This is a genomic window from Streptomyces sp. NBC_00038 (assembly GCF_026343635.1).
Taxonomy (GTDB): Bacteria; Actinomycetota; Actinomycetes; order Streptomycetales; family Streptomycetaceae; genus Streptomyces.
The window spans coordinates 7,967,200-7,980,014 of record NZ_JAPELQ010000001.1 but is presented as its reverse complement, the minus strand read 5'-3'; the positions used below and the strand labels follow the sequence as shown (position 1 = coordinate 7,980,014).

9 protein-coding genes are annotated in these 12,815 nt (G+C 69.8%); 5 read left to right on the top strand and 4 right to left on the bottom strand.

What is annotated here, in order from left to right:
• Positions 1-20: 20 nt before the first annotated feature.
• Positions 21-2,072, bottom strand: coding sequence for a serine/threonine-protein kinase (locus OG219_RS36005; RefSeq protein WP_266833680.1), 2,052 nt, complete (start codon positions 2,070-2,072; stop codon positions 21-23).
• A gap of 498 nt (positions 2,073-2,570) precedes the next feature.
• On the opposite strand from OG219_RS36005, the gene OG219_RS36000 reads away from it, so the two are divergent.
• The 5 genes from OG219_RS36000 (at position 2,571) to OG219_RS35980 (ending at position 8,330) form a co-directional block, all read left to right on the top strand.
• Positions 2,571-3,815 (top strand): MFS transporter, encoded by a 1,245-nt coding sequence (locus OG219_RS36000; protein ID WP_266833679.1) that lies wholly within the window; start codon positions 2,571-2,573, stop codon positions 3,813-3,815.
• On the top strand, positions 3,812-4,996 hold the full coding sequence (locus tag OG219_RS35995) for a glycoside hydrolase family 1 protein (RefSeq protein WP_266833678.1): 1,185 nt from the start codon (positions 3,812-3,814) through the stop codon (positions 4,994-4,996). The genes OG219_RS36000 and OG219_RS35995 overlap by 4 nt, the downstream gene beginning before the upstream one ends.
• A 46-nt stretch (positions 4,997-5,042) precedes the next feature.
• Positions 5,043-6,275, top strand: a complete 1,233-nt coding sequence (locus OG219_RS35990; protein ID WP_266833677.1) for a serine hydrolase — start codon at positions 5,043-5,045, stop codon at positions 6,273-6,275.
• Positions 6,276-6,296: 21 nt separating this feature from the next.
• Positions 6,297-7,277, top strand: coding sequence for a glycoside hydrolase family 130 protein (locus OG219_RS35985; protein ID WP_266833676.1), 981 nt, complete (start codon positions 6,297-6,299; stop codon positions 7,275-7,277).
• Positions 7,278-7,367: 90 nt separating this feature from the next.
• Positions 7,368-8,330 carry an alpha/beta hydrolase gene (locus tag OG219_RS35980; RefSeq protein ID WP_266833675.1) on the top strand — a complete coding sequence of 321 codons (963 nt, stop codon included), beginning with the start codon at positions 7,368-7,370 and terminating at the stop codon, positions 8,328-8,330.
• 35 nt (positions 8,331-8,365) lie between these two features.
• Here OG219_RS35980 and OG219_RS35975 read toward each other — a convergent pair whose 3' ends face one another.
• From OG219_RS35975 to OG219_RS35965, 3 genes are all read right to left on the bottom strand, one after another.
• Entirely contained in the window at positions 8,366-8,923 is a 558-nt protein-coding gene (locus OG219_RS35975) for a TetR/AcrR family transcriptional regulator (RefSeq protein ID WP_266833674.1), read from the bottom strand.
• Between the two features lie 101 nt (positions 8,924-9,024).
• Positions 9,025-10,353: a class I SAM-dependent RNA methyltransferase gene (locus tag OG219_RS35970; RefSeq protein WP_266833673.1), complete on the bottom strand. Its 1,329-nt coding sequence runs from the start codon at positions 10,351-10,353 to the stop codon at positions 9,025-9,027.
• A gap of 120 nt (positions 10,354-10,473) precedes the next feature.
• Positions 10,474-12,546, bottom strand: a complete 2,073-nt coding sequence (locus OG219_RS35965) for an APC family permease (RefSeq protein ID WP_266833672.1) — start codon at positions 12,544-12,546, stop codon at positions 10,474-10,476.
• Between the last annotated feature and the right edge of the window lie 269 nt (positions 12,547-12,815).

Here is a 12,815-nt window from a genome sequence, read left to right as displayed (position 1 = left end):
CGGCCCTGACGCCCGGTTGGCTAGCCGCCACTCGTAGAGGTGCAAGTCACCGAGAACGGCACCGAGTTGGACACCGCCTCGAACGGTGAGCGGATCTCCACGGCCATCTCACTGCGGAGGGTTCCGGACTGCGCATACGTCGACAGCCGCACCGTCTCCTTGTGGGTGCGGGGGCCGCCGTCCGGGAACGACAGCGTCCGCCACTGCCGGTCGATCACGGACCCGTTCGTCGAGACCCACCGGTACGAGAACTGGAAGGGCAGCTCGGACACCGTGAAGGTCGCGGTGAACCAGGGAGCCTGCGAGTCCGCCGGGGGGCAGTCCCCGACGTACGTGGTCGCGCCCCCGGTCGCGGTGACCGAGACGGGCTGCTCGGCAGAATCGTCCGACCCGCTGCTCGCCGCCCCGGAGGAAGAGGCCTGCGCCTGCCCCGTGGGCGAGCTGCTGCCCTTGCTGCCCTCATCATCGTCGCCGCCGAGCACATAGCCCAGGCCGCCCACGAGCAGCGCGAGCACGACGGCTCCCGCCGCGTAGCCGATACGCCGTGTCCCTTTCGTGGGGCCGTGACCGGACACTTCGGCGTCCCCGGGATCAAGCACCACCGGCGAGGCGAGCGCTGCGGAAGCGGCCGCGGGTACGGGCCCTGATACGGAGGGCGACTCGGCCGTGCCAGAAGCCGAGGCGGCCTCCGGCGCGGGAAGGGGCGGGGCGGGAGAAGCGGGGACTCCGGGGGCGGCGGGGCCGGTGGGGCTGTCCACGGTGGGCGGGGAGGCGGCGTCGGCGGACGAGCGGGGCGCCGGGGTGGCCGTCTCGGCGGTGGCCGCAGGTACGGCGCCGGGAAGCGAGGGCTGCGCTTGGGCGTAGGGGGTGCGGGGGTCTGCGGCGGCCGGGGGTACGGCGGCCGCGGCGGTGGGTGTGTCGGCCGGTGGTACGTCGACCGTGGCCGTCGCCCCCTCTTCCGGTGCGGCGGGTCCGGCGGCTGTGTTCGCCGACGCCTCGGAAGCCGCAGGTTCCTTTGCTGTGGAAGCGTCGACTGTCACCGTCATGTCCCCGGCGTCCGTGGCACTGTCCGGGACAGGCGACAACGCCGAGACGGTCGGTGCCCCGGCCGTGGGCATGGCCGCGGGAGCGGTCTCCCCGAGCGGGGACTCGGCGGTGGGCAACTCCTCGGTGGCCACTGCGGGCAGCGGGGCGGACGGCGCCGTGGCCGTGCCGGCGCCGGAGGCGCCATCAGCACCAGCCAGGCGCAACTCCTGCTCGGCCTGTTCGGCCGACATCCGAGCGTCGGGGTCCTTGCGCATCAGGCCCTCGATGACGGTCGCGAGGGGTCCGGCCCGATGCGGCGGGGGCAACTCGTCGTCGACGATGGCACGCAGAGTGCTCAGCGGGGTGGTCCGGCGGAAGGGCGAACGGCCCTGAACGGCCGTGTAGAGCAACGCTCCGAGGGACCACAGGTCCGACGCGGGGCCGGGGTTCCGGCCCAGTGCCCGCTCCGGCGCCAGGTACTCCGGAGAGCCGACGAGCTCACCGGTCATCGTCAGCGCGGAATCCCCCTCCACGGTGGCGATGCCGAAGTCGGTGAGCACCACCCTGCCGTCGTCCGCGAGCAGGACGTTGGCGGGTTTCACGTCACGGTGCAGCACCCCGACGCCGTGCGCAGCGCGCAGCGCAGCCAGCACCTCGGCACCTATGCGGGCGGCCTCCCGCGGCGGAAGGGCACCCTGGGAGCCGATCACGTCGGCCAGCGACCCACCACGCACGAACTCCATGACGATCCAGGGTCGGCCGTCGTCGGTGGCGACGTCGTGGACGGTCACCACACCGCGAGCACTGATGCGCGCCGCCGCCCAGGCCTCCCGCTCCAGGCGGGTGTACATCCGCTCGACCTGCGCCACGGCCAGTCCGACAGGAGCGCGTACCTCCTTGACGGCGACCTCGCGGTGCAGCACCTCGTCGCGGGCGCGCCACACAGTGCCCATACCGCCCTCGCCGAGAACGGACAGCAAGCGGTAGCGACCGGCGACCAGCCGTTCGGCACCCGCGTCCGGCGACGCCGTGTTCTGTTGTGGCATGAGGGCCCTGCTCCTTGTCCCTTGCGAACGGCCGAGAAGTGGCGACGCCCCCGTCCGATCCATGACCTGCCGGCCCCGAAGGACACAGCCCTTGGACAGTATGATCAAACACCTGAAATTCGTGAAGTGCGGACCCGGGTAAACGCTCGTACTACCGCTCGCTGTACGGAAGTTGTGACGTCGCGGTGGTCATACCGTCGACTTCCTTTCGAGGCCCCTGACAGGTTCGCATCCAGCGCTCGGCGCCGCAGGGAGCTCCTCCCATACGAGGCATGCGTGCAGGCAGTCGGCCCCTGCGCAGCGCGGGCGATGTCCACAGATCGATCACCAGTCTCACGTCCACGCCGCAGGGCGTACCGGCGCCGTAGGCCGGCAGCCGTTCGGCATGACGGCGACCGCATCCACGAGACCCGTTCGGCGGTCGCAGGTGTTCCCAAATCCAAAACTTAATGATACTTAGTTTTAGTGTTACGGTGATTTCACGTCACGGAGGTACCGATGGTCGACACAACCGCCCCAGCCTCCGCCCTCCAAGACACACACCGCATGATCCGGCTCGGCCGCATCGGCCCGTTCCTCCTTCTGGGGCAGCTGGCCTGGGCTCTGCCCGGTGCGGCCGGCGCGACGTTGCTGCAGTCGCTGGCAGCAGACATCGATCCGGCGAACAAGGTGCGGGTGGTCACGCTGATCGCGGCCTCCGGCGCTGTCGCCAGTGCCGTTGGCACAGTGGCCGGCGGGTTCCTGTCGGACCGCACACGCAGCAGGATCGGCCGCCGCTCGCCCTGGCTGCTGGGTTCGTCGCTGCTGGCCACGGTCTCGTTGGTCGCGTGCGGCCTGACGACGTCACTGGTGGCCATCGGCGCGCTGTACGCCGTCTTCCAGCTGGGCATCGGTATCTGGACGGCCGCGCTGTCCGCACTGATACCGGACCATGTGGCCGCCAAAGCGGTGGGGCGTGCCTCGGCCTTCGCCGGGCTGGGATTTCTGCTCGGCCAGACCGCAGGCGGCGTGATGGCAGGGATCTTCGTGACCAGTCCTGGACACGGCCTCATTGCGGTGCCGTGGCTCATGGTGATCACCGCGGTGCTGATAGCCGCCTTCGTGCCGACGGCGGACAACCGTGACACACCCCGCCCGGCGCGTCGCCCCGGGAAGCGGCGCGCGCTTCTGCCGCCGGCCTCGCGGGACTTCTGGCTGGCGTTCACCGGCCGGTTCCTGTTCACCATGTCGATCGTGATGGTCACGCAATTCCTGCTCTACCTGCTGACCGACTATCTGGGCATGAGCCGCTCCGACGCGGGCGGTGTGATCGCAGGCGCCACCGCACTCGTGGGGGTCCTGTCCGCGGTGACGACGGTCGTGGCGGGGGTGCTCAGTGACCGCCTGGGCCGCAGGAAACCCTTCGTGGGCGGCGCGGCGCTGCTCCTCGCGGCGGGCGTCGTGCCCTTGCTGGCCGCGCCGAGTGTCACCACCGTCTTCGTCTTCTTCGGTGTGGTCGGGCTGACGCTCGGCACCTATCTCTCCGTCGACCAGGCACTGATGGTCGCGGTACTGCCCGATGCCGAGACCGCCGCACGGGACCTGGGACTGCTCAGCATCGGATCCACCCTGCCCGGCGTGGTCGCACCTGTCGTGGGCGGCGTACTGGTGGCTGCGACCGGCTACCTGAGTGTCTTCATCGCATCACTGGCCCTGGCCGTCGTGGCCGCGGCCGTCATCACCGGAATCAGGAGCACACGATGAACCAGCCGCTTTCCCCCTCCACGTTCCCGCCCGGCTTCCTGTGGGGAACCGCCATCGGCTCGCACCAGTCCGAGGGAAACAACCACGCCAGCGACTGGTGGTACCGCGAGACGCAACCCGACTCCAGGATCGCGGAGCGGTGCGGTGACGCGATCGACAGCTACCACCGCTGGCCCGAAGACCTCGACCTTGCGGCGGGGGCCGGGTTCACCGACTACCGGTTCGGCATCGAATGGTCCCGAATCGAACCCGCCGACGGCCAGGTCTCCCGGGCCGCGCTCGCGCACTACCGGCGCATCGTCGAAGGAGCCGTGGCGCGCGGCCTGCGCCCGATGGTGACACTCCATCACTTCACGCTTCCTCTGTGGTTCGCCGCGGAGGGCGGCTGGCAGCGCGCCGATGCCGAAGAGCGCTTCCTCCGCTACGTCGACGCACTGGCACCCGTCCTTGAGGCGGGGGTGAACCGGGTGGAGACCATCAACGAACCGAACATCGTGGCGTGCCTCCCTCAGCTGGAGCAGAACGGAGGAGATCTCTCCGCAGGACTGCCCGTGCCGGACGAGAAGCTGACGCAGATCATGATCGCCGTCCACCGGGCGACGGTGGAGCGACTGCGCGCCCGGCATCCGCACCTGGAGGTCGGCTGGGGCGTGTCGGTGCAGGACTACCAGGCCGAGCCCGGTGCCGAGGCCGCCACCGACGCCTACGCCGAGCCGCGCGACCAGGTCTTCCTGCGCGCGGCCAAGGGCGACGACTTCGTCGGGGTGCAGACCTACACGCGCGGCAGGATCGACCCGGCCGGCCGCGCGGTCGCCCCCGACCCGGCTGCCCAACACACCATGACGGGCTGGGAGTTCTACCCGCACGCCCTGGGCGGCGCCGTTCGGCGCGCAGCGCGCGTCGTGGGGGACACGCCCCTCATCGTGACGGAGAACGGTGTGGCGACGGCCGACGACGCCGACCGCGTCCGCTACACCACCGGTGCCCTGCGGTCGCTGCGCGCCGCCATGGACGACGGGGCCGATGTGCGCGGCTACTTCCACTGGAGCCTGCTGGACAACTGGGAGTGGGGTCAATGGGGTCCGACCTTCGGGCTGGTCGCCGTGGACCGGACGACGTTCGCTCGCACCCCCAAGCCCTCGCTGTCCTGGCTGGGCGCACTCGCCCCCGCCAAGTCCTGAGCCGTCCTGGAGCATGCCCGGGCATGCCGCACCCACGGGAGACGAAGTGAGTACTCCAGAAACCGCCGGTCTTGGCCGGGCAACGCCCGAGGAGGTCGGCCTCTCCACGGCCGGTCTGCAGCGCGTCGACGCGGCCGTCCAACTCAAGGTCGACGAAAGGGTGATCGCCGGAGCGGTCACCCTGACGGCCCGGCACGGCCGCATCGTGCGCACGAGCGTGCTGGGCCGACCCGCACGGGCCGGTGACCGACGCCTGGCCGAAGACACCATCTTCAGGATCTTCTCCATGACCAAGCCCGTCACCGGCGTGGCGATGGGGATCCTGGCCGATCGCGGGCTGTGGGCGCCGCAGGATCCGATCGCGAAACACCTGCCGGAGCTGGCCGACCTGAAGGTGTACACCGGAACCGATCGCCAGGGACGGCCGCTCCTTGAGGAACCCGCGCACCCGCCCACCGTGGGTGAACTGCTCACCCACACGGCGGGATTCTGTTACGGCAAGAGGCGCGGCGACCGGGTCGAGCGGGCCGCTGTCCGCAAGAAGGTCCTGCGGGCCACCGGCACGGACGACTTCCTGGCACGTATCGCCGCACTCCCCCTGGTCTTCCAGCCCGGTACGCAGTGGCGCTACAGCGTGGCCATGGACATCCAAGGCGTGCTCATCGAACGCCTCAGCGGCCAGAGCCTGCCGGACTTCTTCCAGGAGCGCATTTTCCGGCCCCTCGGCATGCGGGACACCGCCTTCCATACGCCGCCCGACAAGCTCCACCGCCGCGCCCGGCTCTACTACACCCTGGGCCCGTTCCACCTGCAGCGGGGACCGAACCTGTTCGTCAAGGACCACACGCACCCGCCCGCGTTCGCCTTGGGCGGCATGGGCCTGGTGTCCACCGCCGCCGACTACGCCCGCTTCGCCCAACTCCTGCTGAACCGCGGCGAGTTCGCCGGACAGCGGATCGTCAGCGCGGCAAGTGTCGAGACACAGATGACCAATCACCTGCCCGACGCCCTGCTGACCCACGAGTACCAGGCGGGCCACTACCGCATCCGGCCCGGATTCGGATACGGCTGGAACGGCGCGGTCGTACACGACCCCGAACAGGCCGGCCTCCCCGTCGGGCGCGGCACCTACATGTGGGACGGCGCCGCAGGCACCTGGTTCTGGGCCGACCCCGAGCACGACCTCATCCACATCGGGATGATCCAGCTGCTGTCCTACTCCGCGCCACCCCTGCAGAGGATCACCCAGCACCTCATGGCCGACGCCATCCTCGACTGACATTCCAAGGACAGACGCACCATGACCGCAGCCCGTTTTCCCCTCGGCCCGTTCACCCCCAGCCCGGCCAACCCGATCCTTCAACCGCACAGCGACGGCTGGGAGTCCGCCAACCTCTACAACCCGGCCGCCATCGTCGAGGGCGACGAAGTCGTCCTGCTGTACCGGGCCCACGCAGCCGACAAGATCTCCCGCATCGGCATGGCCCGCAGCCGCGACGGGATCCACTTCGAACGCCTCGGCACCCCCGTACTCGAACCCGAGCAGCCCTACGAGCAGGCAGGCTGCGAAGACCCCCGCATCACCCGCGTCGACGACACCTACTACCTCACCTACACGGGGTTCGACGGCACGACCGCCCAACTCTGTCTGGCCACTTCCACGGACCTGCGCACCTGGACACGCCACGGGCCGCTCTTCCCCGGCTTCAACACCTGGAGAACCCTTCCCTACGGCTCCGACCAGCCGTGGAGCAAGGCGGGCGTCATCCACCCCGAGCCGATCGAGGGCCACTACTGGATGTGGTTCGGCGAAGGCTCCCTCTATGCCGCCACCTCCACCGACCTGCTGCACTGGACCCCCGTCACCGACGACCAGCACCCTTTGTACGCACCCACTCCCGGCGCCTGGGACGGCACCCTCGTGGAGATCGGGGCGCCACCGGTCGAGACCGAGGACGGGCTGCTGGTCTTCCTCATCAACAACGCGACGGCGACGTCCCCTTCACAGGTGCATTACCAGTGCGGACAGATCGCCATCGCCCGGCGGGACCCCGGCACCGTCCTGGCCAAGATGACCCGGCCCTGGCTGCGGCCACACACCCACGAGGACACCCACGGACTCGTCCCCAACGTCACCTTCGTCGAGGGACTCGTCCACTTCCAGGGCCGCTGGCTGGCCTACTACGGACAGAGCGACACCACCCTCGCCGTCGCGGTCCATGACCCCGCCGGGCAGAGCTGGCGGACGACAGGGCAAGCACCACACGCAGCCGACCGCTGAACCAGCGCAGACCAAGCCCCGCGTCCGGCTGCCCGCTTTCACCCAGGGCCCGCGGGACATCCGCCCGTCTCTCCGCGAAAGGTGCACGTAATGCCGCTCGACCCACGACTCGTCCCGTTGCTCGAACAGTTCAACGCACAGCCGCAGCCGACCCGGACCACGGCCGAAGAGCGACGCAACGCCCTCGCGCACACACCCGTGGCCGAGCAATTCGCCGCGCTGATCGCCCCACCTCCCGCCGTCGCGCGCGTGTGGGAAGAGCACCTCTCCGTCGCCCGGCCCGCCGATGAGATCACGGTGCGCGTCTACCGTCCCGAACAGGCCGAACAGAACACTGCGGGAGCCCTTCTGCACATGCACGGCGGCGGATGGTGGTCCGGCACTCTTGAGGACGTCGACGACCGCTGCCGCCACCTGGCCGACGGAGCCGGCATCGTCGTCGTGTCCCTGGCCTACCGCCTGGCACCCGAACACCCCTGGCCCACAGCGGTCCACGACGCCCTCGGGGCCCTGCGGTGGATGGTCGCCCACGCCGCACGGCTCGGAATCGACCCCGCCCGGATCGGGGTGGGCGGCGAAAGCGCCGGAGCCAACATCGCAGCCGCCCTCGCCCTGCTCACCCGCGACCTGAACGGCCCCGGCCTGCGCATGCAACTGCTGGAAATCCCCGCGCTCGACCTCACCCTCTCGTCGCCCTCCAGGCAGACCCACGGAGCGGAATACGCCCGGAACCGGGACGAGCTCACCTGGTGCGTCGAGCAGTACGCCGCAGACCATGATGTCAAGGATCCGCTGGTGTCACCGCTGCTGGCGCACGACCTGACCGGACTTCCCCCGGCGGTGATCACCGCCGCCGAATACGACCCTCTGGCCGACGACGCACTGCGCTACGCCGAGCGCCTGCGCCAGGCCCAAGTGCCGTGCACCCACACCGAGTATCCGGGGCTGTTGCACGGAGCTCATCACATGACGGCGCTGCTGCCCGTCGCGCAGCGCTGGCAGGACGACGTCGTCGCAGCCGTCGGCCACCACCTCGACCTCCGTACCCGCTGAGGACCTTCGTCCCACGGCCAACCGTGACGAGGCCGTCAGGTCTCCCTCACGTCGTCGGCCGTGAGCGCTCTGTACAGGCGCTTGAGGTCGCCCACGACATCGACGGTCGGGTCACGCAGCCACTGGAGCTGAAGGCCGTCCATCGCGGCGACCAGGACCCGGGTCTGCCACTCGTGACCCGGTCCCAGCATCTGCGCCCCCAAGTCGGCCAGTTCCTCCGAGCGGCGCCGCATGAAGCGATGTGCGGGGTGCTGCGGATCGGCGGCAGCGGCGCTCATGTCGACGAACAGCTTGACCAGCCCAGGGGTCCCGATGGTGTGTTCCATCAGCGCCAACACCCCGTCCGGCGTTGCGAGATCATAGGTCTCGCCGTACGTGCGGTCCCGCTCCTCCAGAATGGCGACGAGCAGGTCGTCCTTGCTGTCGAAGTAGTGCAGCACCGCGGCCTCTGTGACTCCGACCGCTGCCGCGATCGACCGCAAAGTCGGCCCCTGCCGACCCGACGACTGGTAGACCTCAAGCGCGATCTTGAGAATCTCGGCTCGCCGGGCGATGCCTTTCGCGTACGGGCCTCGTGGAGTCTTCGTGGTCATACCACGAACCTACCCTCCGTGAGCGGGCCTCCCACCGGGCCTTGCCCCCAACCGATGGCAGGCCTCTTCTCACACCGCCAACAGCCTGGAAACAGCCCTGTTCAGGAGCCCTTCGCCGCAGGCTCCAGAATCGCCACGCACTCCACATGATGAGTCATCGGAAACAGATCGAACGCCCGCAGCGTCCGCACCTTGTACCCACCGTCGCGGAAGTACCCCAGGTCGCGGGCGAGCGCCGCCGGGTCGCAGGCGACGTACGCGATACGGCGGGCGCCGAGTGAGGACAGGTGCTCGACGGTCTTCTTGCCGGCGCCGGCGCGGGGCGGGTCGAGGACGATGAGGTCGACCTCGGTGATGCCGGTGCGCGGGAGGACGGATTCGACCTTGCCCTGCTCGATGCGGACGCGGTCGAAGGCGGCGAGGTTGTGGCGGGCGTCCTCGACCGCACGCTTGCCGGACTCGATGCCGAGGACCGCGCCCTTGTCGCCGAGGCGGTCGGCGAGGGCACCGGCGAAGAGGCCGACGCCGCAGTACAGGTCGAGCGCCATCTCGCCCTTGCGCGGCATCAGGCCCTGCATGACGGCCTTCATCAGGGTGTCCGCGGCCTGCGGGTGGACCTGCCAGAAGCCGCCGCTGCCGACGCGGTAGGTGCGGCCGTCGGCGCGCTCGCGGACGAAGGCGCGGCCGTGGACGCGGTGGATACCGCCGTCGTGCTCCTCGACTCGCATGACGGAGACGGGCTTGTCGAGCTCGACGAGGGGCAGGCGGGCGCCGGGCCTGGGCTCCAGGATCACCATGCGGTCCTGGGATCCCGTGGCGGCGATCGCCTCGACGGACGCCATGCCGGACCAGTCGCGCTCCTCGATGCCCAGCTCGCTGACGCCGGGCGCCGCGATCATGCAGTGCTCGATCGGCTCGACCTCGTGCGAGCGGTGGCGGCGCAGCCCGGCGTTGCCGTCCGCGTCGACGGCGTACTGCACGCGCGTGCGCCATGCCGGGACCTGGCCGGCCGGCAGCTTGTCGCCCTCCGCGGGCATCACCGTGCCGTCCCAGCCCGCCTCCTCCGGCGTGAGGCCCGCGAGCCGCTGCAGCTGCTCGGCGACGACCTCGCCCTTCAGCCGTCGCTGGGCGCCCGGCTTGGCGTGCTGCCAGTCGCAGCCGCCGCAGCGGCCGGGACCGGCGTACGGGCAGGGGGCCTCGACGCGGTCCTTGGACGGTTCGAGCACCGTGACGGCGTCGGCGCGCAGGAACCGCGCACCCTCCTCACCCTCCGTCACACGCGCGAGGACCCGCTCGCCGGGCAGGGCGTGCCGGACGAAGAGGACCTGGCCCTCGGCCGTACGGGCGATGCAGTGCCCGCCGTGGGCGACAGGGCCGATCTCGACCTCGTACTCCTCCCCCACCAGCGATTTCTTCGGTTCTGCCTGCATGGCGGGGTGACTCCAGATGCGAAAGGGTGCGGAAACGGTGCGGAATGGGGGAACGGCCGGACAACAGCCCACCAGTCTACGTGGACACCGCCCGGCCGCTCACCACGAAGCCACGGAGCCTCAGCCCTTCGGCGACCCCGACGACCCCGACGACCCCGTCGGCTCCTTCGGACGCTCCTGGGCAGGCCCGCGCCGCACCGCTCCCGGCGCGTTCCACTCCTGCCGCTTGCGGGCCCGCTTCCGCGCGACCTCGGAGGACTCCAGCTGGTAGGGCACCGACGTCACCATCACACCCGGCGTGAACAGCAGCCGGCCCTTCAGCCGGAGGGCGCTCTGGTTGTGCAGCAGATGCTCGTACCAGTGGCCGACCACGTACTCGGGGATGATCACGGAGACCGCGTCGCGCGGCGACTCCCGGCGCAGCCCCTTCACGTACTCGATGACGGGACGCGTGATCTCGCGGTAGGGCGAGTCGAGGACCTTCAGAGGTACGTCGATGCCGCGCCGCTCCCACTCCTCGCGCAGCGCCTTCGTCTCGGCCGGGTCGACGTTGACGCTGAGCGCCTCCAGGGTGTTGGAGCGCATCAGCTTGGCGTAGGCGAGAGCGCGCAGCGTCGGGCGGTGGATCTTGGAGATCAGGACGACGGAGTGGACGCGGGAGGGGCGGACGCTGTCGTCGGACGGCCCCTCGGGCGCGGCCAGTTCCTCGGCGACCCGGTCGTAGTGCTTACGGATCGCGCTCATCGTCGCGTAGAAGATCACCATGCCGAGCAGCGCGACCCAGGCGCCGTGCGTGAACTTGGTGACGAGTACGACGACCAGCACGAGCCCGGTGAAGAAGGCGCCGAAGGTGTTGATCGCCCGGGAGCGGATCATGTGGCGGCGCTTGGCCTGGTCCTTCTCCGTGCGCAGGTGGCGGTTCCAGTGCCGGACCATGCCGGTCTGGCTCAGCGTGAAGGACACGAACACACCGACGATGTAGAGCTGGATCAGGCGGGTCGAGTCGGCTCCGTAGACGACGACCAGGAGCATGGCCGCGCCCGAGAGCAGCACGATGCCGTTGGAGAAGGCGAGGCGGTCGCCCCGGGTGTGCAGCTGGCGCGGGAGGTAACGGTCCTGCGCGAGGATCGAGCCGAGCAGCGGGAAGCCGTTGTAGGCGGTGTTGGCGGCGAGGAAGAGGACCAGCGCGGTGGCGGCGGCCAGCACGATGAACAGGAAGCTGCCCTTGCCGAAGACGGCCTCGGCGACCTGCGAGATCACCGGGTTCTGGACGTAGTCGGAGCCGACCGCCACCCCGTTCTGGAGCAGGTCGACGGCCGGGTTCTCGGCCATCCGGACCTTGGTGACCATGGCCAGGGCGATGATGCCGCAGAACATGGTGACGGCGAGCAGGCCCATCGCCGCGAGTGTGGTCGCGGCGTTCTTGGACTTGGGCTTGCGGAAGGCCGGGACACCGTTGGAGATCGCCTCGACGCCGGTGAGCGCGGCGCAGCCGGAGGAGAAGGCGCGCAGCAGCAGGAAGACGAGGGCGAAGCCGGCGAGTCCCTGGTGCTCGGCCTCGATGTGGAAGTCGGCGGTCGGTGCCTTCATGGTGTCGTCGAGGACGAGCCCGCGGAACGCACCCCACGCGATCATGATGAAGACGCCCGCGACGAAGACGTACGTCGGAATCGCGAAGAGCTTTCCGGACTCCTTCACTCCGCGCAGGTTCATCAGCGTGAGCAGCACGATCACGGCGACCGCGCAGAGCACCTTGTTCTCGACGACGAAGGGGACCGCGGAGCCGAGGTTCTCGATGCCGGAGGAGATCGAGACGGCGACGGTGAGGACGTAGTCGACGAGCAGCGCGCTGGCGACCGTGAGGCCCGCCCGGGGGCCGAGGTTGGTGTTGGCCACCTCGTAGTCGCCACCGCCGCTCGGGTACGCGTGCACGTTCTGCCGGTAGGAGGCGACGACGGTGAACATCAGCACGACGACCGCGAGCGCGATCCAGGGGCTGAAGTGGTAGGCCGACACGCCCGCGATGGAGAGGACCAGGAGCACTTCTCCGGGTGCGTACGCCACGGAGGAGAGCGGGTCGGATGCGAAGACGGGGAGTGCGATGCGCTTCGGCAGGAGTGTTTCTCCGAGCCGGTCACTGCGCAGTGCGCGCCCGATCAGGATCCGTTTGGGCACGTCGGTCAGTTTGGACACGCAGAGGATCGTAAGCGTTCGAACGGGGGGCCGCCCACCTGCCGTCCGACATCTGGCGTCCGAGTGAAAACGGGCACATGCCGCGCTGCGGATTCCGTAGCCGCCGAGATCCGCGTGCCTATATGAAAAACATCCACATTTGCCCGCTTATGGAGGTTCCATGCACGCCACCGCGGAGCTCATCGGCGCGGCCGCCGGACTCATCGGCCTCGGAATCCTCACTCTTGTGAGCGTCCGCAGCATCAACCGCCGCTGATCGTGGCCGATTG

Bases quoted from the DNA above. Each gene is read 5' to 3' on its own strand.
- OG219_RS36005 (WP_266833680.1), bottom strand. From the start codon at position 2,072: ATGCCACAACAGAACACGGCGTCGCCGGACGCGGGTGCCGAACGGCTG.
- OG219_RS36000 (WP_266833679.1), top strand. From the start codon at position 2,571: ATGGTCGACACAACCGCCCCAGCCTCCGCCCTCCAAGACACACACCGC.
- OG219_RS35995 (WP_266833678.1), top strand. From the start codon at position 3,812: ATGAACCAGCCGCTTTCCCCCTCCACGTTCCCGCCCGGCTTCCTGTGG.
- OG219_RS35985 (WP_266833676.1), top strand. From the start codon at position 6,297: ATGACCGCAGCCCGTTTTCCCCTCGGCCCGTTCACCCCCAGCCCGGCC.
- OG219_RS35980 (WP_266833675.1), top strand. From the start codon at position 7,368: ATGCCGCTCGACCCACGACTCGTCCCGTTGCTCGAACAGTTCAACGCA.
- OG219_RS35975 (WP_266833674.1), bottom strand. From the start codon at position 8,923: ATGACCACGAAGACTCCACGAGGCCCGTACGCGAAAGGCATCGCCCGG.
- OG219_RS35970 (WP_266833673.1), bottom strand. From the start codon at position 10,353: ATGCAGGCAGAACCGAAGAAATCGCTGGTGGGGGAGGAGTACGAGGTC.